The following is a 21,917-nucleotide window of genomic DNA, read 5'->3' as shown; positions in this document are numbered from 1 at the left end:
CGCTTCGCTGAACTACGGCCTGATGCGCAAGGTTCCGGTCTATCTCTCCACCAAGAACACGATCCTCAAGGTCTATGACGGGCGGTTCAAGGACATCTTCCAGACGGTCTACGAGGAGGAGTTCGCCGAGCGCTTCAGGGATGCCAAGATCTGGTATGAGCACCGCCTGATCGACGACATGGTGGCAGCCGCCCTCAAGTGGTCCGGCGGCTACGTCTGGGCCTGCAAGAACTACGACGGCGACGTGCAGTCGGATATCGTTGCCCAGGGCTTCGGCTCCCTCGGCCTGATGACCTCGGTGCTCATGACCCCCGACGGTCGCACCGTTGAGGCAGAAGCCGCCCACGGCACCGTGACCCGTCATTACCGGCAGCACCAGAAGGGCGAAGCCACCTCGACCAACTCCATCGCGTCCATCTTCGCCTGGACCCGCGGGCTCGCGCACCGCGCCAAGCTCGACGACAACTCCGAGCTCGCCCGCTTCGCCAGCACCCTGGAGAAGGTCTGCATCGACACGGTGGAGGCAGGTTACATGACGAAGGACCTTGCCCTGCTGATCGGCCCCGGCCAGCAGTGGCTGACCACCACCGGATTTCTCGACAAGATCGACGAACATCTTCGTCAGGCGATGGAAGCAACAGCATAGCTAGTTTTTCGCTTACCGCGGGTGTGGGATGGATGCAGGGTAGCTGCATCTGTTCCGCATCCGGAGATCCTGGTGGAATTCTACCGATTGGAGAGAGGAGCAGATCCCGGATTTGTCAGCGAGCTAATGGCAGCAGGATGCGATATTTGCGCATCGGGCACGCCCATTATGTCATAGGCGATATCAACCTCCCGCCAAAGGCCCGTCGGGCCGCGAAGCCAGAGCTAGAGCGGATAGAACGCGAGTACGCGGATCGAGATCATCTTCGTCCACAGATCGCAAGATACCTGCAGTCGATCGGCCGAGGTGTCCCGATGCCGATAACAGACTGATCATGTTCTCTACGCTCCCCGGCCGTACCACCACGCCTGCGTCGTCACATGGAGACGTGAGGCCGATCCTGGGCTTGGGGAGTATCGCCCGCCCGTGGTGCTGTTTCAGCAGACGAGACACCGGAGTTAAAATGATGACTGAACCTGAAGCGGCGAAAGAGCGGCCGGCGGTATCGCTGAACCAGCTCAATCACACAGCTTCGTTTGTGTTCCTCGGCCACTTCTACGAACTTCCAGGGAAATATTTCAGCATCGGCGAAGCGAACAAAGCTGCTGAGGAGAAGTGCCGCGAGATTGGCCGGATCAGATGATTTGGAAAGACTGGCGTCGGAATGGGATCAGCGAGGGCGAGATGAAGCGTTGCGATAGCATCCAAGGTCGGATGGACTTGGCATGAAGCCGAGATTTCACTTCCCCTACGGCATGCGTGAGGATGGCCTGGGAACGTGGGAGGTCTACGAGATCCTCAACGGTGAGGTCGCCACACTCAACGACGAGCCTTTGACCATGCTGCCTATTGGGGAAGCAAGAGACGCAGTGGAAATCCTGAATAAACACTACCTAGCCAGACGTGAAGGAACGACGCATTGACTGCCGTGAACGATCTGGTTTCGGAACTCGTGCGGGCAGCGAATAAGGCTGAGCACCTATCGGACGTCGAGCGGAAGGGGCTCTTCTTGCGTACGGTCGTCATGGTCCGCAACATGCGACAGTCGATTGCTATCCCCTCAGCACAAAGCAACGCCGACCAGATAGTTGGTCTGCAGTTGCAGGTCGCCCGAATCGGCACTGCGGCCGAAACACCAGAAGGGGTTCGGGACGCTTTGCTGACAGCCGCGGGAATGATCCGCGAGTTGCATATCATCCTGGATAAAGGGAATGTGATCGGCAGTACCGGATCGCCCTGAACCGCCCTCGCCTCCCATCACCTGTCGTGCAATAAGAGCGGCGTCCGATCGAAAGCCGGGCAAACCCCTACCTTCACGCCCCGCTCTTCCCAGTGCGGGGCTTTTTTTGATCGCAATGCTCTTGGCGGCGTGGACGGTACACGTTGATCGGCTGGCTGCTGACCTCAGGCTTCTGCCAAGAGCGACAGCCTAAGTGGTCATAGCGGGACCTCTGCAGCCGTCCGGAGTTCCGAGCACAGGATCTCCAGTCCGCTTGTTACCGTTTCCCCTGACGGGAAGACGCTGGGGTCGGGGATGCTGGCAGCCAGTGCTGTCGCCACCAAAGGACCGACACCTAGAATTCCTTCAAGCTTACGGCTGAGTTCGTTGGCGCGGTGCCACTTCAGGATCTGTCGATTCATTTACGCTTTCGGTATCACCAATGCTTCGGGAGATGATACACCGCGTGGCGGACTATCAGAAAGGAATGCACGAGACGCTCACATAGATCGCCTCGTGCGGGTCATGCTCGATGAGCTTGCGCTGATGCCGCGGGAGAGGCTGGAGCTACCCGTATCAGACAATCCAAAGATCGCCGCAATCGCCGCGGCGCTTCTGGCGGACCCAAGCGACCGTCGAACCCTCCGCCAATGGGCTGAGCATGTCGCCGTCAGTGAGCGATCGTGACAAGGCTCATGGTCCAAGAGGCAGGATTGAGCTTCGGCCGTTGGCGGCGTCAGCTACATCTGGTCATCGCGCTGCGGGAACTTGCCGGCGGTGCGACAGTCCAAGGGGTAGCAGGCGAGTTAGGATATGAATCCACGACGGCCTTCATCGTCATGTTCAAGAAGGTGCTCGGCACCACACCATCGCGTTACATTGCCGATCGCTTATTAAGCACTGAAGACGCCCGAGACACCGCATATCCAAATTTCCAGCACCTAAGTGTGGATTGAAAGCCTGGGGCGGGACCACGGGGCGCGGAAAACTGACCCACTGCGAGCCTCAATCGGAGAAGCCTCATGAAGTCACGACGTCCATATCGAGCTAATCACCACTGAATTTTCATCCAGCGGCGACAAGAGCCCTGTCGTTCTTACCCTCCAAACGATGGACCAGCACACGGTAGAGTTTTCCGGTTCAGATCATAAAACCTATTGCCTCCTCGCCTCAACAAGTGAGGCAAAGTAAGAGGCCCCAAACGGAAGCGCCTCGTCATTGAAATCGAACCAGGCGCTGTGAAGGATGCGACCGTTCATATCAGAGCCGTTGCCGATCCACCCATAGCAGCCGGGTCGGTCCTCGAGCATGAAGGCGAAGTCTTCGACAATCATCGTCCGCGGTGGATTCGTCTCAACCCCGTTGAACACCGCCAATCCGGCCGCTTCCGCGGACAGGGTGGCACTCGTCGAATTGATCAGGGTTGGATATTGCTGCACGTATGTGATCTTGCATTCAGCGCCAGTCGACATGCAGATGCCTTCGACGACACGCCGAACCGCCGTTTCCGCTGCCGTGCGCGCTAAGGGAGAGAACGCTCTTACGGTGCCCCGGATTGTCATCATGTTCGGTAAAACATTGTAGGCATCGCCGCCGTGAACTTGCGTGGCGCTGACGACGACCGCGTCGAGGGGGTCGATGTTTCGTGCCGTAATCTGCTGAAGCGCGACGAGGATGTGTCCAGCCGTCAGGACAACATCGGCTCCTTTGTGCGGCTGTGCCGCATGCATTCCCGTGGACGACACCTCGATCTCGAACGCATCGCCGGATGCCATCATCGGCCCCGCCTTGACGGCAAGGGTGCCCACCTCCATTCCCGGCCAGTTGTGTAATCCGTAAATCTCGTCGCAGCGAAAGTTTTCGAAAAGCCCTTCACGGATCATGCGCGCGGCACCGCCATCTTTCCCGCCCATCTCCTCGGCCGGCTGGAAGATGAACACGACACGGCCTGAGAAATCCCGGGTCCCGGCCAAATAGCGGGCGGCGCCGAGAAGCATCGTCGTGTGGCCGTCATGACCGCAGGCGTGCATGACGCCCCTGTTCGTCGAGCGATGCGCGAAGTCATTGCGCTCCTCGATCGCGAGCGCATCCATGTCGGCCCTGAGTCCGATGGAACGCTCACTTTCACGGCTACCATGAAGCACGCCGACAACACCTGTGCCACCCACGCCCGCGGTCACTTCGATTCCGTAGGAGCGTAGATGTTCTGCTACGAAGCTGGCAGTTTCATATTCTTGGTAGGAAAGCTCGGGGTTGGCGTGAAGATGTCGCCGCCACCGGGTCATTTCGTCGTGGAATTCTGCGATCCTGTTTTTGACCGGCATCTTCACTCTTTCCCTGTTCGTATATCGTCGTGAGCAAGCTGCAGATGCTCGCGCAGCGCTGCAATGGCGCCGGTCGCGTCGCCATCCCGACAGACCTGAAGTAACTTTCGGTGCTCGGCAGCCGACTTTTTGGGGCGGGCGACGATGGAGCTCGCAATCACCTCGGCGAGAGCCGATGCCTTGTTGAGTTGCTCGATGGTCCGCAACAGCGTCTGCCGGTTCGAAGGACCATAGAGAGCGTGGTGAAAATCCCAGTTTAGTGCCGAAAGCCTCGAAGGCTCCTCTTCTGCGTCCGCGGCGTCGAGTGCCATCTCGGCTCTGGCAAGATCAAGCTTCGTGATCTTCGGAAGGCTGGACCGGAGTGCCAGCGGTTCCAACACAAGCCGCATCTCGAACAGGTCATCGACCATTCCCCGGTCCAACTCTGCGACCCGCGCCCCCTTATAGCCGATGGTTTCGACCAGCCCCTCTTCGCTAAGCGCTTGCAGGGCATGCCGCAGCGGTGTGCGGCTTACGCTCAGCTGCTCGGAAAGTGCTTCCTGTCGCAGCGGCTGGCCGGGCCGGAGAATACCGTTCAAGATCAACGTCCTGATCTTTGCGACGATCGTCTCTGCTTGGGTCTTGTTGGTATCCGATATCATGATTGTATCCAGTAGCGGATCTACCACGCATGTCAATTCGGAACGGACATGAAAATGCGGGCGACGACGCATCCTCGCCCGCAGGCCTATTTTGCCTCAGATCTCGATGACAATCTTACCGAAGTGCAATCCGGACTCCTCGTACCGGAACGCATCAGCCAGCTCCTCAAGCCTGAAACTACGATCTAGAACCGGCTTGATACCGTGAGTGGCCAGAAATCCAACCAGGTCGGCCTGGTCCTGCCAGCTGCCGTTGAGACAGCCCTGGAGCCGGATCTGTTTGGCGAACATCGGGATCATCGGAATCGTGGCCTCCATGCCTCCGAGGAGGCCGATCATCGCGATATGGCCGCCGATCTTCACGGCTTCAATCGACTGCGCCAGGGTAGCCGGCCCGCCAACGTCAATTATGTGATCGACGCCCTTGCCGCCGGTCCACTCATATGCAAGTCGACCCCATTCCGGATTTTCACGATAGTTGATGACGTGATCCGCGCCGAGCGCACGGAGCCGAGCAAGCTTGTCCGGGGAGGAGGATGTCGCAATGACTTTAGCGCCAAGCGCGTTAGCAATCTGTAGCGCGTAGAGTGATACTCCGCCCGAACCTTGCACCAACACCGTTTCACCCGCCTTGAGTGGGCCGTTCACCAATAATGCCCGCCATGCAGTGACGCCGGCGGTCGTCACGGTCGCTGCCTCCGTCATGCTGTAGCCGCGCGGCACCCTGGTAAACAGGCCCGCCGACGCAGTGAACGTTTCGCACGCGACCCCGTGCACGCCATCTCCTGGCGTCTGCGAAAAGTCGGAAACCTGCGGCGGCCCCGAACGCCATTGCGGAAAGATGCAGGTCAGCACAGCGTCACCGGGGAAGAACTCCGTTACTCCGCTCCCAACTGCTTCAACGATGCCCGCGCCGTCTGCAAGCAAGATGCGACCGTCTTCCGTTGGCGCCCTGCCGCTGGCGACTCCGTAATCGTGATAGTTTACGCAACTGGCCTTCATGCGGACGCGCAACTCGTTGGCGGCCGGTGCGCGCGCATCTTCGATGTCCGCAAGGCGAATTCGATCGAGGCCGCCGGGCGCGTCAAGAATCATGGCTCTCATTTTGTTTTTCCTTGAGATTGGTTGGTTGGGGCTTGAAACGAAGGGGTGACGTAGACTGCACGCGGAGTGGTTTTTCAGCTAAGCTAACGAAGCAGGTGCGCCTGGGGGACGAGCACCTGGGGCGGGGCCGCCTCCGATAACAGCGGGCTCGATGCTGAAGAGATACCGCAACTCACTGTGTGAGGTCGTAAGGGCGTTCTCCACATCTGGGTGCTCCAGCATGTTCGCGCGCCGTTCGGTAGACACAATACCGCGTCGGCGGTCTCCGCGACCCTCGCTTACCGCTCGTTGGTCATCGGTGACATTTTGGAAAACGTTGCGCGTCATCATCTCTACTCCATGGTGTGTGGATTAGGCCCGGTTGGCTCGCCGGTGGCAGCACGTCTTGGCCTTGGCGGCTCAGCCTCTCCGCTCCACAATGTCGACGCTTCCCTGCTCTTAGACAACGCTGGATCCGATCCAATTTTTGCTCAATCGGATCATCGCCTTGTTCCCGTGCACGCTTTAGATTAGGTGCTGTTCATGCAAAACTTGCTCGAAAGAATGCGCGATCGCGTACTGAGTCATTTCGCGGGGTCGCAGATGGCGACGCCTATTCCGCGCGTAAGCGTCGCAATATCACGCGGGGTCGGCGACCCAGAGAACACAATGTGCGGACCAGGCATCTGTTTGGTGCTTCAGGGAACCAAGCAACTGGTAATCGGCAACCAAGCACTGCAGCAAGATGCCGGGCGATCTTTCGCCTCGCTCGTCGAACTACCCGCCACGCGGTGTCTATTCGAGACAGCGAGCCGAGAGCCGTATGTGGCGGTCGGTCTTACTGTCGATGCCGTCTTGCTCGGCGAACTGCTCGCTGATTTGCCTCCGTCGTCGCCGCACTCCGAACCGTCGAGCTTCAGCATGGCGGACGGAACGCCAGAGCTTCTTCAGGCCTGGAGCCAGCATCTGGCGCTCGTGGATGCCCCCGATGATATCGCCGCACTGGCAAGACCGCGGGAGCGAGAACTACTGTACCGCTTGTTGCAGAGTGGGCACGGCGGCGTCCTGCGGCAGTTTGTCTGGGAGGAAGGCGGTTTGGCGCAGATACGAAAAGCCGTTACCTGGATGCGGGGCCACTTTGATCAATCCGTCCCCATTGGGGCGCTTGCCGAGATGGCCGCTATGAGCGTCCCGTCCTTCAATCGGCACTTCAAAGCCGCCACCGCCACCAGCCCTCTTCAATATCAAAAAGCCTTGCGCCTGCAGGCAGCGCGACAGTTGCTTTTTAAGGGGAATGATGTGACGCGAGCGGCGCAAGCGGTTGGTTACGAAAGTGTCTCCCAATTTAGTCGTGAATACGCGCGAAGGTTCAACTGCTCACCCAAACAAGATGCGTTGAGGATGCGGGAGGAGCGCGTGGAACCGCCGGTTCCCATGATTTGACGGCGGGAGTTGTGTGATGAGGAAGCTCCTGACTTGCAGATAGGTTGAGCACATGCCACTTGCTGCGAGCAGAACACCTCCCATCATGCGAATCGTCGTCCAACCTGCCGGCCCCACCTTAGAATCTCGGCGCGGCTTGCGGCCGCTACCCTTCCTTGATGGTCGCGGGCACGGATTGATGCGCCCGCGACCGCAGTGTGTCGTTCATCCACCTAACGGAGCGCCACCTCAGCCTTATTGTCAACAAGGGCCGCTTCGAAAAGCAGCTTGCCGTGCCCGCCCAACCACTCTTCGAGTGACGTCAAATGGCCAAATTCCCGCTTGAGTGCCGGGATATCAGCCGCTCCTGCCAGCAAACCAGTATCTAGAAGTTCTGTCAGACGACTGAGGAATGGGTTTTGGACGAGAAGATCGTCGGAAAAACGCCTATAGGCGATCGCTCGGCCAGCAGCTGCGGTAAATGCCCGCTGCAGGTCCTTGCCCGTCACAGACGCACTGGCCAACTCGATGGTCTTCCCCGCGTATTGATCCGGGGCGACTAGGATTTCGGCGTTGATCCGGCCAAGGTCATATACTGTGATCATCTGCATGGACTGCTCTGGCCGCATGAAGAAAGTAAATTCGCCCAGCGGCAGGCCCATACCGGGCAGAAGCATCATTTCCATGAAGCTTGCGGGACGGGTGATCGTACTCATAATCGAAAGGCTTCGCACATAGGCTTCGATCTGAGACTTGCTATCGAAATGTCCCATTCCCGTCGGCCCCTTCCCCGCAGCCCCACCGGAAGAATAGACGAGATGTCGAACGCCCTGCTGAAGCGCACTGTCCGCTATCGCTTTGCCTTGCCAGACTTCCTGTTCGTCCGTGATTTCACCTGCCGGTGAACTGGTCTGTACACTGAAAACGCCGGCGATGCCGGCCATCGCTCTGTCGATCGAAGCGGGATCAAATAGGTCGCCAATCGCCAACGAGATACCTTCAGCAGCCAAAGCCTTTGCCTTGCCGCTTTCCGGATCGCGAACAAAAGCTCGTACCTTTCTCCCCTTCGCTTTCAGTGCGCGCGCAACAGCCCCTCCTTGTTGTCCGGTCGCGCCGAACACGAGGAATTGTTCACTCTGATCCATATCGGTTACCTTTCGTAATTATTGGCGGTTACCAACTGGAACCAATTGCAAGTCTTCGCAAGACGGCACATTCTTGATCGTCGGTTACATCATGATAACCATTGAAGGAGTACATCGTGCAGCATGAAATCAATGGTCGTCCGGTTATTGAAACCCCGCATGGACCGGTCCTGACGCCATGCGCACCTGGCAGCGTGCTGGCCCGTCTCGGCGACAAATGGACTATTTTGGTAGTGTCCATGCTCGCCCTGACGCCTCATGCGCCCAAGCGTTTCGGCGCGATCCGACGCGGCATTCCAGACATTTCGCAAAGGATGCTGACCCTCACTCTTCGTAGCCTCGAACGCGACGGTCTCGTGTCACGCCACTACTATCCCGAAGTGCCGCCGCGGGTAGAATACGAGCTGACGACGCGAGGCAAATCCATGCTTCAGCCCTTGGCCGCGTTCACGAACTGGATCAGGGATACTTGGCAGGACATAGAAGCGTCGCGGGATGAATTCGACCATCGTGAGCGAAGCGGAACGAGCGCACCTCTGCCTTGGAAGTGACGATGGCGTGAACTACAACTGCTTCAGCCATCGGCTCTCGGTGCATCAGACTTCGCAGTGGCTTGCGTGTCATTCAGGACGCTGTCGCCGACGAGCATCGCTGGGACCGCTTTGGGCGATCCTGTCGCGCTTCACCTTAACTTCCTCCCGGCCTCGTCCCTGCTCGTTGCCTCGGAACCCGCCACGCAACCTTCAGACATGATCTCAAGCCGGAGCGCCGTGCGATGCTCATCGTTACTTTCTATTGGTCCGCTGCCAGACGCTGTTTATCAGTCCAGGATGGAGGCATCCCGACCTGTGAGGCTGCGAGGCCTATCAGACCGGGCGACCGCCCGAAATTCTCACAGGCCGGAAACCTCGCTTTCCCGCCAAGACCTGACTTAATCCTCTGCCCGGACGGTATTTTGGGCATCCCCTTGAACGGTGTCTTTCCGCTGACGAGCATCTTGGAAAAATCACCTCCGAAGCTCGCCGCAAGTGAATAAGCGTCACCTATCTGCGACACTCGCCCACCGGTGGTTACGAAGTTCGCTCCTTTAGCCCACACCATCGCTCCGACCTGCTTGCCTTCTCTCGTCGTGGCTTCGGCCTCCACGGAAAGGCCTCCAAGACCAAGGGGCAACCTTGGAACGGGTACAGGGGAGAAAACACTGGCTCCGAGCGACGTCGCTGTAGACAGACCGGCCATTGTGGCGTTGGTCGGCACGATTTGGGTAATCGTTGCGTGAACAATGAGATCGGCATCCTCCTTCCGGCTTACAACCTCGAAACGATCGCTGACACCGACGCAGATGGCACGGCTGATCACATTCGCCACCAGAGCTCGATCGGAAGATTTCTCGATGGACTGTGCTGCTGCGCCTGAAACCATCGTTGGTTCGATGTAGATTGTTGCAATGGCGCCGAGATCGTCCGAAGAGACCTTGAAATCTGCCTTGGTGGATCGTCCATGGTTTGATGTCAAACCATCGTAGGATTTCAAGGAATTCGCAATTTCAAGCGGCACAGCGGCACATCCTCCAAGAATTGTGAGAAGCGACAACGACAGGAGAGCAGATGCAGTCGGTCGATACCATGGGCGGATAGCTGCCACGCCAAAGCGGGAATATGACATCCTGTTCTCCTGTGGGTGGGGGAAGCCGATGCGGCTCGTCTGCAAAGCGCACGGATCAGCGCGACCACTTTGAGCCGCTCGTGCACCTTATCTTTCGTCTGCGTCGGATATTTTAGGAAAAATGGAGAGCAGCGCGACCGCAGCGAAACCCGTCAACGCGAGCACGCTTAGAATTGCTGCCCATCCGATAAAGTTTTGCTGCTGAATCAAAAGTCCGCCGGCGATCGGCCCGATGATGTTGATGAGAGAAGCAAGCGATTGAGCCATCCCCATCGCGACACCTTGGGAGCCGGCGGGCACGATGAGAGTCAATGCGGCGACGAGGGTCGGCCTCGCCAAAGCCAGGCCCGAAGCGACCATAAGGACGCCAACCGCCAGGCCAGGGATCGTATCTCCGAAACCGATGAGGGCGAAACCGGCTGCGAGCAACGCGAACGAAGCTGCGGCAAGCGTTCGCTCTTGGAACGTCGTCTTGATGGCGCGCACTATCACAACCTGAATCAATATGTTTGTCGCACCAGCCGCAGTGAACAGGAGACCTATCTCGGTGGGACCAAATGGCTCGCCACCCCACTGGTATCGCGCATGAACCACGAGCGCGAGCTGTGAAGCGAACAGACTGAACGCCAGGTACAATATGGCAAGTACCGTCAAAACCGCCTTGACGCTCGGTAGGGCGATGAGATCGGCCATCTCACGAAGAAATCTCTTCAATGAAAGAGATGCGGTTGCGCTGTCGTCCACGGCTCGTTCATCACCGTTTGAGCGATCGCTCGGCCGTTGCCTCTTCCTGAAGACACGGCTGCAGGACCGTGTTGCAAGCCACACCCGATCATCCTTCAGAAGGAGCGCCGAGGTCGCTATGATGCTGGTGAGGGAGAATACCGCAGCAACCAGGAATGGCATGGCCAGGCCAATTGGGGCCAGTGCACCACCAAGGGCTGGCCCGACCATGGTGCCCAAACCCATTGCCGCGCTCACGAACCCGACCGCCTGCCTACGAGTCCTGGCTTCGCTTCTATCTGCGACGTAAGCGATCGCTATGGCAACGTTAGCTGCGGACAGGCCACCGAGGATGCGGGCCACGAAAACAACGACGAGGTTGGGCGCCACGGCGAGCAGAAGGAAACTTGCGCAGGTGCCCGTCTGACTGACCAAAAGCAACCGCTTGCGCCCCACCCTGTCGGAGGCATTCCCCAGGATCGGCCCAGCAAAACATTCGCAAATGGCAAAGCTCGCGAACAGAAAGCCTATCGTCAGCGGCGTGGCACCGAAATCGCGTGCGTAAAACGGTAGAAGAGGCAGGATGAGACCTGCGCCGGCGGTGTCGATGATGACAATCGCGAAGATCGGTAGGAGCGCGTTTTTATTCGCTTCCTCCGACCGCAACTTTCGAACTTCACCGGACATCTCAGGTCTTCCTTCATGTGTATTATACACATATTTAGCGAAGATCCCCTCATGTCAACTAGAAATGTGTATAACGCACCCTATTCGGAAATTCATCCCGCTGTTCGGGCGGACCAACGGCGCCTCTAAAGAAATCACTGCGCAACGGGCTCTGCTAGTTTCAATGGAAAGATAGGCGCATCTTTCCACAATGCCCCGGACGTCGTTTGCTCGTAGCCAAGTCTGTACACGGCATTCATGTAATTCCTGTCGAGCGGATTTAGCATCGAATAGGGAATTTGGACCTCGATCGATGCCACACGAAAGTTTGCTCCCGTGCGGCGCGCGTGGTTGTAAAGCGCAGTCAGATCGCTCTGCGCCTGAGACTTCAGGAATGTCGAATATGCTCGTCCCAGGGAGGACACGGTCCTGTTCGGCGTGACATCGAACTCCGGGATGAGCGCGTTGTTGACGATCACGTACAGATTGACCTTTGACTGAACGGGCCTCCCAGAAAGAAGCGCCTTTTCAACGAGAAGAGGTGGCGTCAGGATTTGAGAAGTTGATCCTCCGTCGGAGTGCAATTCCTGAAACTTCCGTCCGTTCGACGTCGCCTGAATCATGACAGGAGGAAAGACACCCGGGACACTTGCCGAAGCGACGATAACATCTCGAAACAGCTTCAGGGCATCGGGGTTCCCGCTCGCAGCGATGGCGCCCATGTTCCAGATGATGCCGCGCTGGGTATCCAGATTTGTCGTGAGAACAAGCAGCCGTCGACCGTTGCGATGTTCGGCGGCAATCTGGTTGAGGACATTTAACGTGATGGAGCGTTCGACATGCCTTTTGAGCGGCCCGGGTTTGAGCAGACTAGAGCCAAACACCCCGAAAGGGCCGTTGATCGCAACAAGATCCTGGGCGACGCCGCTGGTAAACAGATGCACCAGTGTCTTGTCGTAACCAGGACCCAGGAAGGCGAATGGCGCAATCAAGGCGCCTGTGCTGACGCCGGTTACGATATCAAAATGCGGACGCGTGTTCGTGGCAGTCCACCCCGCAAGTACGCCGACACCGAACGCGCCGCTGCCGCCACCACCCGAGATCATCAGGATATTTTTGCTATCGGACTGGGTCTTAACCATCCAGTCGCGATGCCTTGCAAGACCTTCGTTGCGTGGGGAATAGCGATAGGCGCGGATTTCACCATATCCTGCGATCGAAGCATCGTCGGCCTCACGGGCGTTGAAAGCGCGCTCTGGCGTGTGTGTGCAGCCGGAAAGAACCAAAGTGGCGGACAGAAGAATCATTAATGTCTGCATCGACGGCCTGATCACGAAGCGAACAGCCAACGCCCTCAAGTAGATCCGAAAGACCGCATTATGCGCAGCGGAACTCATAATCGGATCTCCCGCAAACTTCATATCGATTTCATTTTCCGAGATGTTCTGGCTTGTCATGAGTATTTTCTCTCGAACCGAGTCCATGAGGAGTGCTGCCGTTGACCCGCCACTAAATGCTCATTCGTGCGCCTGCCCCTCTGCCTCCGGGTCAGTGAGCGGCAGTCGTGTCCAGGCAATCAAGGCGGCAATGGCAACGAAAGCGACGATTGTTCCGGTCCAGACACCATAGAGTGCCTGGCCAATGAGAAAGCCGGCGATTAAAGGAGAGACGGCCTCCGTAGCTGCAAGCAGCGATTGGGCAGTTCCCAGCACGATCCCTTGACGTCGGCGCGGAGCATGGACGGAGAGCGCCGAGATAAAGGTGGGGCGCGCCAAGGCGTCACCAACACTTATGCAAAGGATGGCAAAGACAAGAACCGGAAGCGTCATCGCAAAGCCGACAGTGATATAGCCGACGGCAACAATGGCGCAGATGAGAACGATCAGCAGGCGCTCTGTAAAATATCGCCCGAGCCGTTGCAGCAGAAACAACTGGACAATGATGTTAATTGCACCGTCGGCGGCCATTAGGTAGCCGAATTCGCGCGGCCCAAAAGAATTGCCTTCACTGATAAAGGTCGCTTGGAGATAATTGGCAATCTGGGAGCCATACATACCATAGGCAAAGAAGTAGCAGAGCAGCACGACAACAAGCATCCGGATCACGGGAGAACTGACGATCGACCTGAACGAAACCTTATCGGAGGGAGCCCGGCTTTGGGCAGACACATCGACGTCCAAGGATACTGCGTGGCTGCCCTTGATCCATCCAGCTGTCACGACGAAGCTAGTGGCGGAGAAGGCCATGGCGGCGAAAATCGGAACGACCAGCGAGATGCCGGACAGATAACCCGTCAGCCCCGCTCCGACGATACCTCCAAGCCCGACGGCGGCATTCAGAATACCTATGGCCTGCCGGCGGTTGGCCGGGGAACTATGGTCTGCGGCGTACGCGGCGGCAGCGGTGAATGTCCCTCCCGTAAAGCCGAACAAGATGCGCGCCAACACAACGGGAACTACCGCCTCTGCAAGAGCGAGCAAAAGGAAGCTGGTAAAAGCCGCGGCCTGAGTTGCCAGCAGGATTTTCTTACGTCCCATGCGATCTGAAAGCTGACCGACGAGTGGCCCTGCCAAAAATTGGGTAAGCGCTTCTATGGCGATCACAAGACCGAAGATAAGCGGCGTTCCGCCCATTTCCTTGAGGTAGAATGGCAAAATTGGCAAGACGGCGGCCGTACTTGCCGCATAGAGGCTGACGCTGAGAAAGACCGGCAGCATTACGCGCCACCCAGGTTTTGGCGCTACTTCATCGTTCTCTGCTGTGGTTGCGCCGACGTCCATCTCGCGACTCCCTGCTGTTGACCGCACTTGTGTCGCGGATGCCCAAACTCGCTGCGCAGCGATTTGCCGTCACCGGGTGAATGTGTAATATGCACATAAATAAGATATACGGGGCCAGTCAAGATAAAAGTGTATAATACACGTTTATCTTGAGGTTGTTCTGGCTCATTGTCCGAATCTAAACGGTTCTGGTGAGGGGCGCTTGGAGGCCGTGCCTGTCCGATCACTTCCGGATCGCATTTAGGACAGCCGTGTTCGCCAACCGCAATATTGCCTGGAGTGAGGGCGGCATCCGTTGGTCAACCGTTTTACGTTCCGCCAACGCACCTGTGGTTCATTCACTGGCGACCTGCGCTCGACGGCAATAGTCCTCCAATAGTTGTACTTCAGCCACCTATCTTTGAGGGCCAGGCTGCCCGCTCATGCCATCGGCGAACATCCGCATCAGCCGGACCAACTCGTCGAAGTCTTCGCGGGACCAATCCCGGAATAGGGAGAACGCCATCTTTTCCCGCGCCACATCGAGGGCATCTGTTGCTTCCTTTCCCCTCGGTGTGATGACCGCCTCACGCACCCGCTTGTCGGCCGGGCTGGAACGGCGCTCGACGAGTTCAAGCGCTTCAAGACGCGCAACCTGACGGCTGACGGTCGTGTAGTCACGTCCGACACCCTCAGCCAGTTCTACAACGCCGATCGGCCCCCGCCGCTCGATAGTCACGAGAAGAGGAAAAAGCGCTCGTTCGAGTGCCAGTCCGGCCATTTCCAGCAACTGCGCGTCACGTTCAGGACGGTTCATAAGGCTGCCGATGTCGACAAGCGAGCGGTGCAGCTGGGGCAGCATTTGCTTGATATGTGTATTTTGCACTTTTTTGGTTGACACGCCGACACCTCCTGATGATATGTGCATCATACACACTTGGAGGCGACAATGGAAGACGAGAACAACCTCGCAGTTCTGATCTGTGGTGCTGGCGCAGCCGGCCTGACACTAGCTATCGACCTTGCACGGCGTGGCGTGCCGTTCCGCCTCATCGAGAAGATGGATAGCCCCTTCCCTGGCTCGCGCGGGAAGGGCATGCAGCCGCGGACCCAGGAAGTGTTTGAGGATTTGGGCATCATCGACCGGGTCGTCGCAGCAGGCGGCACATATCCCCGGATGCGGGAGTATCAGAGCGATGGTACTCATACCGAAAAGGACATCGCCGAACGTGACGATCCAACGCCTGCGGAGCCTTATCATATCGCGCTGATGATCCCGCAGTTTCTGACGGAGGAGCTAATGCGCGAGCGGCTCGCGGAGCTCGGCCATCGGGTCGAGTTCGGGTACGAACTTGTCGGGTTTGAGCAGGATGAGCAGAGTGTCACCTCGCGTCTGATCGGCCCCGCCGGCGAGGAGTTCGTGCAGAGTCGCTACCTCATTGGAGCTGACGGCGGCCGCAGCTTCGTTCGGGGTGCCCTTGGAGTCAATTTTCCAGGCAAAACACTGGGCGTGCGGGCAATGGTGGCGGACGCCGCGCTGACCGGACTCGACCGCGAGGTCTGGCACCAGTTCAACAACGGCAACATGGAGCGCATGCTCTCGATCTGCCCGCTTGCAGGGACCGACCTTTTCCAGATCCAGGCAGTCATTCCCTTAGAAGGCGAAGTTGACCTCTCCGATGAGGGGATCATGGGAATGATCCGCGAAAGGTGCGCGCGCCATGACGTGAAGGTCCAATCGGTGACCTGGGCTTCCGCATATTCCATGAATGCCCGGCTTGCCGATCGCTACCGGATTGGTCGCGTACTCCTCGTCGGTGACGCTGCCCATATTCATCCGCCGACCGGCGGCCAGGGCCTCAACACCAGCGTTCAGGATGCTTATAATCTGGGTTGGAAGCTGGCGGCGGTCCTCGGGGGCGCCCCGGATCATCTGCTCGACAGCTATGAAAGCGAGCGGCGGCCGGTAGCGGAAGCGATGCTCGGGCTTGCAGCTGGCCTTCTCGACGCCGCAAAGCGCGGGGAGATGCGGCGCGGTCGTGAGTTGCGCCAGCTCGACATCGGATATACGGAGTCCCCGCTCACGCTCAATCGACCTGGACGCTGGGGCCCCTTGCTCGCCGGAGATCGCGCGCCCGACGCTCCGCTTCGCGGTGCGGCCGGAAGTTTCCGGCGCCTCTTCGACTTGTTCACCGGCTCGCACTGGACGCTCGTCGGTTTCGAGGCTGAGCGCAATATCACCAGTGGACGGAAGGGCCTGCACATTCACCGGGTCGGGCCGGGGTGCGAATTGCAGGACATGGCTGGCCATTTCCGCAATGCCTATGGACTAACACCCGGCGAATGGGTGCTGGTTCGACCTGACGGTTATGTAGCCGCGATGGTAACCCCGGATGAGACCTCCATACTGCAGATGTTCTTCTCGGAGGTGGGACTGACGGACGCCGACGGACTACGCCACTGAGCTAATCGGAAGACAATGGCAGATTCCGATCCTACGAAGGCGGACGGTTCCGGCAGGATATCGTTGGCGGAAAGCAACCGGCCTCGCCTGCCGGCCTGTGAACGGAGTAAGGGCAGACCTCCACCCTTGCTCCGTTCAAGCCCTTCACGCACTCGATCGCCGCGCCGAGTTCGCAACCGTCTGGTCCGTTCTCGTAGAATTCCCTTGGCACTGCCGTGGCATGGAATCCCTCCGCAATGCTTCAGTATCATGATTGCCATAGGATGAGAGGCCGTTTCGGGGCAAGATGGAAGCAAACCGGTCAGACCTGAATACCTACGCGCACTGCGGCTTCTGATCACGAAGAGACGCCTCTGAACAACCAAGAACGTTCGCAGTTTACCTGATTAATCCGCCTTCCCCGTCCGAATAATTGACCGGCATCCATCGAAAGGTGCTGCCATCTTGCAAAACATTGCCGATCCCGGGGAAAGCGATATGTGCACCGGCGACAAGATAGCCTTCCCGTACCGCCTCGGCGAATGCAGCTTGGCGAGAGGCGACGGCCGAAGGATGGTCGACATCGAACTCTATGGTCACGCCTGGCTGATCAAACTGAACAATATCGCCGTGGGTGATGTCACCCCAGAACACGATCTTCCTGCCTCCGCTTTCGACGACGATGGAGCTATGGCCCGGGGTGTGTCCGGTACGCAGGATGGAATTGAAGCCCGGGATGACCTGCTGATTATCTTTGAAGTAGACTACTTTATCGCGCTGCAGGTATGGCCGCAGGCATTCCTCTGCCTCAATGAACAGCTGCTCCGTCACGCCTTGGGGCCGAGCGCCAGCCGGCGTCTTTATCCAGAAGTCTAAATCCCTTTGGGGAACATGGAGGGTGGCGTTCTCGAAAACGACCTTCCCGTCGCTTATCAGTCCGCCTGAATGGTCGGTATGAATATGGGTCAGGATCACATGATCGACCTGCGATGCCTTGTAACCTGACGCTTCTAGGTTCTTGAGCAGGTGTCCTGCCTCCGGCCCCAAGTAGGTTCCGGTGCCTGCGTCGATCAACACCAGGCGTTCGCCGTCATTGATCAGAAAGGCATTGACGGAGGTATCGGTGGGGATTTCACGAAATGCCTCTTGCAGAATCCGCTTTGCATCCTCCTGCGGAATGCTTCTGTACATCTCCGGCAGCGGAAGCGGCAATGTGCCGTCCAGCAACGCGGTGACTTCCAACTCGCCAACAGATGTCCTGTAGAACCCCGGTGCCTGAAAGCTCTGCCTCGACGCTGCCGCGAAGGATGACGGCGCTGGGCCAGCAGTAGCGGCAAGGGCAGCGATTGCTGACGCACCCTTCAGGACATGTCTTCTCGTAACCTTGTTCATAGTGATTTCCTTCAACAATCTTGGCTTGTCCGGCTCGGGGAGGGAGGGAGCCGACGGCTTGTGACCGTTCGAAGGTAGGATGACGGAGCGCAGGCAATTAGCCTCTCTTTTCGGATCGCGCTGTAAACAATCCAGCTACAATCCACCGCCAGGGCTGTCCTAACGCGGGTCGTGCAACACCTCGTTGAGGTGGTCGGCGAGATAGTCCAGGAAGGTTTTCACTTTTAGAGGCTGGACGCGGCCGCCGGCTCTAACAGCGTATAAAGTGGCATCAGGACCGGACCACTCTGGGAGGATGCGGACGATCTCCCCAGCCTGCACCGCATGCTGAACAAGGTATGGGTTGGTGAGCTGGATCCCCTGACCTCTAACCAGAAATTCGTACAATGCTTCCGGGTCTGTGGCGACGACGGCCGGATTGATGGGATAATCCTGGACCTCGCCCTTCGATTTCAGCGGCCAGGAATGGTGCAGACGGCCGTAGTACAGCTGCGTTACGAGGCAGCCATGGTCTACGAGCTGCGACGGGTGCTCCGGCGTGCCATTCTTCTGAAGGTATTCCTTTGAAGCGTATAGCGCCGTTGGTATCTCAACAAGGCGACGGGCCGCGAGATCGGAGTCTGGCATCTGCCCGTGCCATAGGCGACAAGCTACATCAATGTCCTCGTGCACGATGTTCTTGACATCGTGGTCGAGCAGCAACTGCAGCTTAACGTCGGGGTAGGCCGCGCGAAAACCAACAAACAGTGGCGCCAACGCTTTGGTGACCAGCCAGTGAGGCGCGGTCACCCGAAGCCAGCCTGATGGCTTGTCTTGTACCTGATCAACTGCACTTTCGGCATCCGCCATCAGACGCCCGAGGAATTGACAATGTTCGAAATAGACGGAACCGGCCTCTGTCAATCGAATGCTCCGCGTCGTTCGATGGAGGAGCTTAGCCCCCAGCCTCCGCTCTAGGTCCTGAACTTTTTTGCTAACCCGGGCCTTGGACGTTCTCAAGCTGTCCGCTGCGGCAGTGAAACTCCCCCGCTGCACCACCTCGAGAAATGCCAACGTGTCACTTAGGTCCCGAAGCATCAGTATCTCCTGGCTGGCTCGCGGAGGCTAACGCCCTGAGCGGCAATGAACATTAAAGACAAGCGCCTGGAAGGCGACCGGCAGACATTTAAAGGACTTGGTTGCTGCCCGCGACGCAAAAATGTATGCGAAGGGAGTTAAGTAGGCAGAGGTGGCGCTGTGGGCTCAAACGTTGCTAATTCCGCTGCTGGTATGGAAGTCATTCGACACTCTTGCCCGCATCGACGGGGTTCGATCCGCTGCCCGCGGCTCTTTGGCCGAGCCTCTGCTCGGGCTGACTTTCTGCAGCGCAACGCGCTGTATTGAATTCACCTTGAGCCCGCGGTCACCATCTCATGAGCGGTACGGTCGGTTCCAATATCAGACCAGGATAAGCGATGTCCAACGGCGGCTGAGCCGGACTCCAAGGCTATGAGTGATCAAGAATGGGGTCGTGCTGCATGATCGCGCGGCAGCTGGTGTGGTGAGTCCATGCTTACGCCCGGGAAGCTCGAAGGCTGCAGACCTAGCGAGCACGTGATGAGCATCAGCACGAGATAGCTGTAGAGCTCAAGAACCTCTTCCAGGGCCACTAGGTGCAGATCTTCGGAAATTTGGCTCACACCCACCAGCCCCGCCGCCAAGGCTAGCGGCCAGGAGAGCCGCGGGTGGATCGCTTTCATGATCGTCCCACGGGCGCGAAGTTCAAAAAACACCGCAGCGACCGCGAGGCACAGGGCGCCGGCGGCCATAAGGGAGCCGCGGGTCGCGGAATCTGCGCAGAAGATCAGGACGTCCCCCCGGCAACTCGGCATCTCGCGGAAGAAGCCTATATAGCTGATCAAGCCGGTGACGAGTGCTGCGAACCGGGTCAAGCCGCTGCACAGGATCAGTGCAACCACACCGGCAACGACCGCTGACCCCAAAACGAGGGACTGCAGCAGTTCATGTGCAGCGTTTTCCGCAAAGATTTCTGGAAGAGCCATTCCGAGGGCGCTGCAAGCTGTCCCGGTCGCTGCCGTAAGGCCGATGGCTCCAATCAATGCGTGCGACCATATGCGAAGATAAGCCCAGCGTGGCCCCTCGGTCCTGAGCCAGGCTGCAAATAGTGTCGGCATTTTGGTCCCCTGATGGTCGATGCATAGATGAGGCTGACGAGGCTTGTCGAGCCGGTCGTCGGCTGCGGCATGTCGGTCGCCCAGACTCCATTTCACAAGTTCGCATTCAGATCAGCGCTGTTCGAGCAAGCTCGTCCGCTGGGGCGACGATGCATCGGACACCGCTAACATCGCGATCGTCAATCAACGCTCGCTCCGTCGTCGGTTTCGCTTCAGGCCACGTGATCAGTTTGAACCGACAACACCTTCCTCAGACTCTCAGGACCTGCACCCTGTAATATCGAGCGGCTAGGGAGCTGAAGCGAAGCAGGAAGCTGTGACGGAACAGATGCCCGCCTGGGCGCGCTCCTGCTTCTGTAAGTGAGGTGATACTGGGTTAACATGCAGGCATCGCGGCACAACTGATTGTACCGCGATGATGTAACTGGATCAGAAGCGGTAGCCCACACCCAACATAGCGAACGGTTGGATGTCATCCTTCACAATCGGGCTGTCTTTGGCGTCTCCAAGGAGAAGGCCTGCACCCGCTGTACCAGTAATTATCCAATGCTCGGTCCACAGGTAGGTCACAGTTCCCTTGAGGTCGACACGCTTGACGCCAGCTCCGGCCTCGTATTCTCCCAGGCCTGAACCTGCCGATTGTGACGGGCTCACCGCGAAATAGGCCTGCATATGCTTGCTGTCGGCCCAGGTGCCGGATAGATCTGCAGAGAAGATAAAGCGTTCGTATTGATGCGACGCCTTTGCCCCGAAGGTGCCGGTCAGACCTTCGCTGCCACCAAACGTCTTGTCGAGAGAGGCATATATCTCGAACGGTCCGGTTTCATAAGTCAGCAGTGCGCCGACGACACCGCCCATCTCCACGTCGCCGAGGCCGCGAAGATAATCGGAATCATCTTCCTTTCGCCCCAGCTCTACCCCTCCTTTCGCGGCAACCCCAAAGCCATTGTACTGCCACAGGTCCACCACCAGTCCATCCATTCCCAGATGTACACGATCGCCAAACTGCGCCGAGAGCATTGGAAAGGGCTGGATCTGGAACTCATCCGAGCCCTCATACTCGGGGAGATATATCGCGCCGACACCGGCTGTGACCTTCCAGTTGTGCAGTTTGCCCCTGACGCCGCCGAACCGTCCCTCGTCGAACTGTTCTGGCGGCATCGCCTGGGCTTCTTCCATGACAAAATCGGCGGCCAGCGTGTGTGCCGGAGGCAGCAGAGAAGCTACCGCAAGAGCGATGACCGATCCTTTCACCGGCATCCATTGGCGCCCGAGGTAAAAAGGACCCCGCGCCGGTGCCTCGCGTCCTTCTGGCATGGGATCAGGGCTGTTGAACTTTATCAAGTAAGTATCTCCTGTTGTTGCCCGCGCAGGCATCGTCGATGCCTCTGCACTGGAACAGTGCGAGAGAAGGATTGCCGCTGCATTACATGTAAGAGGCCGAGCTCCTCCTTCAGCGTGTGGAAGAGCGACAGCGAGCCGTGCTATTGCGTAAAGCGGCTCGCCAGGATTATCAGGATCACAATTGGGCCGCCGAGCAGGGCCGCAAAGAGGATCGCAGAGAGGAACAGGCCACCAAATACACGCTCTATCTTTGTAGAGGTCTTCCCCATTA

General features: G+C 58.2%; 20 protein-coding genes and 1 pseudogene. 8 read left to right on the top strand and 13 right to left on the bottom strand.

Annotated elements, in window-relative coordinates; translation table 11 throughout:
• From EO99_RS0117715 to EO99_RS25895, 5 genes and pseudogenes are all read left to right on the top strand, one after another.
• The coding region (locus EO99_RS0117715; protein WP_029619940.1) for an NADP-dependent isocitrate dehydrogenase at nucleotides 1-646 on the top strand (646 nt) is incomplete at its 5' end.
• Between the two features lie 463 nt (nucleotides 647-1,109).
• Nucleotides 1,110-1,289: a hypothetical protein gene (locus EO99_RS0117710; protein WP_029619939.1), complete on the top strand. Its 180-nt coding sequence runs from the start codon at nucleotides 1,110-1,112 to the stop codon at nucleotides 1,287-1,289.
• An 82-nt stretch (nucleotides 1,290-1,371) separates the two neighbouring features.
• The gene (locus EO99_RS0117700) at nucleotides 1,372-1,569 is read left to right on the top strand and encodes a hypothetical protein (protein ID WP_029619938.1); all 198 of its coding nucleotides are present in this window, start codon (nucleotides 1,372-1,374) and stop codon (nucleotides 1,567-1,569) included.
• Nucleotides 1,566-1,886, top strand: a complete 321-nt coding sequence (locus EO99_RS0117695) for a hypothetical protein (protein ID WP_051679939.1) — start codon at nucleotides 1,566-1,568, stop codon at nucleotides 1,884-1,886. Before EO99_RS0117700 ends, EO99_RS0117695 begins: the two co-directional genes overlap by 4 nt.
• 400 nt (nucleotides 1,887-2,286) lie before the next feature.
• Nucleotides 2,287-2,821: pseudogene (locus EO99_RS25895) on the top strand (helix-turn-helix domain-containing protein); the annotation flags it as partial.
• A 198-nt stretch (nucleotides 2,822-3,019) separates the two neighbouring features.
• On the opposite strand, the gene EO99_RS0117685 reads toward EO99_RS25895, so the two are convergent.
• From EO99_RS0117685 to EO99_RS0117675, 3 genes are all read right to left on the bottom strand, one after another.
• A complete protein-coding gene (locus EO99_RS0117685; protein ID WP_029619936.1) occupies nucleotides 3,020-4,189 on the bottom strand; it encodes an amidohydrolase in 1,170 nt (389 codons plus the stop codon).
• Nucleotides 4,190-4,191: 2 nt separating this feature from the next.
• The gene (locus EO99_RS0117680; RefSeq protein ID WP_051679938.1) at nucleotides 4,192-4,830 is read right to left on the bottom strand and encodes a GntR family transcriptional regulator; all 639 of its coding nucleotides are present in this window, start codon (nucleotides 4,828-4,830) and stop codon (nucleotides 4,192-4,194) included.
• Between the two features lie 96 nt (nucleotides 4,831-4,926).
• Entirely contained in the window at nucleotides 4,927-5,934 is a 1,008-nt protein-coding gene (locus EO99_RS0117675) for a zinc-dependent alcohol dehydrogenase family protein (protein ID WP_029619934.1), read from the bottom strand.
• A gap of 522 nt (nucleotides 5,935-6,456) precedes the next feature.
• On the opposite strand from EO99_RS0117675, the gene EO99_RS0117670 reads away from it, so the two are divergent.
• The gene (locus EO99_RS0117670) at nucleotides 6,457-7,356 is read left to right on the top strand and encodes an AraC family transcriptional regulator (RefSeq protein ID WP_029619933.1); all 900 of its coding nucleotides are present in this window, start codon (nucleotides 6,457-6,459) and stop codon (nucleotides 7,354-7,356) included.
• 212 nt (nucleotides 7,357-7,568) lie between these two features.
• Here the strand turns inward: EO99_RS0117670 and EO99_RS0117665 are convergent, their stop codons facing one another.
• Entirely contained in the window at nucleotides 7,569-8,480 is a 912-nt protein-coding gene (locus EO99_RS0117665; RefSeq protein ID WP_029619932.1) for an NmrA/HSCARG family protein, read from the bottom strand.
• A gap of 116 nt (nucleotides 8,481-8,596) precedes the next feature.
• Here EO99_RS0117665 and EO99_RS0117660 point away from each other — a divergent pair, with 116 nt between their 5' ends.
• Nucleotides 8,597-9,031 carry a winged helix-turn-helix transcriptional regulator gene (locus EO99_RS0117660; RefSeq protein ID WP_029619931.1) on the top strand — a complete coding sequence of 145 codons (435 nt, stop codon included), beginning with the start codon at nucleotides 8,597-8,599 and terminating at the stop codon, nucleotides 9,029-9,031.
• Between the two features lie 241 nt (nucleotides 9,032-9,272).
• Here the strand turns inward: EO99_RS0117660 and EO99_RS0117655 are convergent, their stop codons facing one another.
• The 5 genes from EO99_RS0117655 to EO99_RS0117635 all read right to left on the bottom strand — a co-directional run bounded on the left by EO99_RS0117655 (nucleotide 9,273) and on the right by EO99_RS0117635 (nucleotide 15,155).
• Nucleotides 9,273-10,145 (bottom strand): DUF3313 domain-containing protein, encoded by an 873-nt coding sequence (locus EO99_RS0117655; protein WP_029619930.1) that lies wholly within the window; start codon nucleotides 10,143-10,145, stop codon nucleotides 9,273-9,275.
• An 87-nt stretch (nucleotides 10,146-10,232) separates the two neighbouring features.
• Nucleotides 10,233-11,555 (bottom strand): MFS transporter, encoded by a 1,323-nt coding sequence (locus EO99_RS0117650; protein WP_029619929.1) that lies wholly within the window; start codon nucleotides 11,553-11,555, stop codon nucleotides 10,233-10,235.
• A gap of 134 nt (nucleotides 11,556-11,689) precedes the next feature.
• Nucleotides 11,690-12,853 carry a patatin-like phospholipase family protein gene (locus tag EO99_RS0117645; RefSeq protein ID WP_029619928.1) on the bottom strand — a complete coding sequence of 388 codons (1,164 nt, stop codon included), beginning with the start codon at nucleotides 12,851-12,853 and terminating at the stop codon, nucleotides 11,690-11,692.
• A 198-nt stretch (nucleotides 12,854-13,051) separates the two neighbouring features.
• Nucleotides 13,052-14,314 carry an MFS transporter gene (locus EO99_RS0117640; RefSeq protein WP_029619927.1) on the bottom strand — a complete coding sequence of 421 codons (1,263 nt, stop codon included), beginning with the start codon at nucleotides 14,312-14,314 and terminating at the stop codon, nucleotides 13,052-13,054.
• A 394-nt stretch (nucleotides 14,315-14,708) separates the two neighbouring features.
• Nucleotides 14,709-15,155, bottom strand: coding sequence for a MarR family winged helix-turn-helix transcriptional regulator (locus EO99_RS0117635; protein WP_408002881.1), 447 nt, complete (start codon nucleotides 15,153-15,155; stop codon nucleotides 14,709-14,711).
• Between the two features lie 87 nt (nucleotides 15,156-15,242).
• Between EO99_RS0117635 and EO99_RS0117630 the strand changes: the two genes are divergently transcribed.
• A complete protein-coding gene (locus EO99_RS0117630) occupies nucleotides 15,243-16,757 on the top strand; it encodes an FAD-dependent oxidoreductase (RefSeq protein WP_029619925.1) in 1,515 nt (504 codons plus the stop codon).
• 378 nt (nucleotides 16,758-17,135) lie between these two features.
• Here EO99_RS0117630 and EO99_RS0117625 read toward each other — a convergent pair whose 3' ends face one another.
• From EO99_RS0117625 to EO99_RS0117610, 4 genes are all read right to left on the bottom strand, one after another.
• Nucleotides 17,136-18,128, bottom strand: a complete 993-nt coding sequence (locus EO99_RS0117625) for an MBL fold metallo-hydrolase (protein WP_029619924.1) — start codon at nucleotides 18,126-18,128, stop codon at nucleotides 17,136-17,138.
• A gap of 159 nt (nucleotides 18,129-18,287) precedes the next feature.
• Entirely contained in the window at nucleotides 18,288-19,205 is a 918-nt protein-coding gene (locus EO99_RS0117620; RefSeq protein WP_029619923.1) for a LysR family transcriptional regulator, read from the bottom strand.
• 419 nt (nucleotides 19,206-19,624) lie between these two features.
• On the bottom strand, nucleotides 19,625-20,302 hold the full coding sequence (locus tag EO99_RS0117615) for a hypothetical protein (protein WP_162179324.1): 678 nt from the start codon (nucleotides 20,300-20,302) through the stop codon (nucleotides 19,625-19,627).
• Between the two features lie 429 nt (nucleotides 20,303-20,731).
• Nucleotides 20,732-21,646 (bottom strand): MipA/OmpV family protein, encoded by a 915-nt coding sequence (locus tag EO99_RS0117610; RefSeq protein ID WP_235776864.1) that lies wholly within the window; start codon nucleotides 21,644-21,646, stop codon nucleotides 20,732-20,734.
• Between the last annotated feature and the right edge of the window lie 271 nt (nucleotides 21,647-21,917).

It is taken from the genome of Pseudorhizobium marinum (assembly GCF_000705355.1).
Classification (GTDB): Bacteria; Pseudomonadota; Alphaproteobacteria; order Rhizobiales; family Rhizobiaceae; genus Neorhizobium; species Neorhizobium pelagicum.
Note: the sequence above shows the minus strand (reverse complement) of the source record. Positions and strands in the feature narration are given on the sequence as shown.

Excerpts from the sequence above, each read along its gene's own strand:
- EO99_RS0117700 (WP_029619938.1), top strand. The coding sequence starts at position 1,372 with ATGAAGCCGAGATTTCACTTCCCCTACGGCATGCGTGAGGATGGCCTG.
- EO99_RS0117675 (WP_029619934.1), bottom strand. The coding sequence starts at position 5,934 with ATGAGAGCCATGATTCTTGACGCGCCCGGCGGCCTCGATCGAATTCGC.
- EO99_RS0117630 (WP_029619925.1), top strand. The coding sequence starts at position 15,243 with ATGGAAGACGAGAACAACCTCGCAGTTCTGATCTGTGGTGCTGGCGCA.
- EO99_RS0117710 (WP_029619939.1), top strand. The coding sequence starts at position 1,110 with ATGATGACTGAACCTGAAGCGGCGAAAGAGCGGCCGGCGGTATCGCTG.
- EO99_RS0117615 (WP_162179324.1), bottom strand. The coding sequence starts at position 20,302 with ATGCCGACACTATTTGCAGCCTGGCTCAGGACCGAGGGGCCACGCTGG.
- EO99_RS0117655 (WP_029619930.1), bottom strand. The coding sequence starts at position 10,145 with ATGTCATATTCCCGCTTTGGCGTGGCAGCTATCCGCCCATGGTATCGA.
- EO99_RS0117640 (WP_029619927.1), bottom strand. The coding sequence starts at position 14,314 with ATGGACGTCGGCGCAACCACAGCAGAGAACGATGAAGTAGCGCCAAAA.
- EO99_RS0117625 (WP_029619924.1), bottom strand. The coding sequence starts at position 18,128 with ATGAACAAGGTTACGAGAAGACATGTCCTGAAGGGTGCGTCAGCAATC.
- EO99_RS0117650 (WP_029619929.1), bottom strand. The coding sequence starts at position 11,555 with ATGTCCGGTGAAGTTCGAAAGTTGCGGTCGGAGGAAGCGAATAAAAAC.
- EO99_RS0117680 (WP_051679938.1), bottom strand. The coding sequence starts at position 4,830 with ATGATATCGGATACCAACAAGACCCAAGCAGAGACGATCGTCGCAAAG.
- EO99_RS0117670 (WP_029619933.1), top strand. The coding sequence starts at position 6,457 with ATGCAAAACTTGCTCGAAAGAATGCGCGATCGCGTACTGAGTCATTTC.
- EO99_RS0117620 (WP_029619923.1), bottom strand. The coding sequence starts at position 19,205 with ATGCTTCGGGACCTAAGTGACACGTTGGCATTTCTCGAGGTGGTGCAG.
- EO99_RS0117635 (WP_408002881.1), bottom strand. The coding sequence starts at position 15,155 with ATGCTGCCCCAGCTGCACCGCTCGCTTGTCGACATCGGCAGCCTTATG.
- EO99_RS0117645 (WP_029619928.1), bottom strand. The coding sequence starts at position 12,853 with ATGCAGACATTAATGATTCTTCTGTCCGCCACTTTGGTTCTTTCCGGC.
- EO99_RS0117665 (WP_029619932.1), bottom strand. The coding sequence starts at position 8,480 with ATGGATCAGAGTGAACAATTCCTCGTGTTCGGCGCGACCGGACAACAA.
- EO99_RS0117685 (WP_029619936.1), bottom strand. The coding sequence starts at position 4,189 with ATGCCGGTCAAAAACAGGATCGCAGAATTCCACGACGAAATGACCCGG.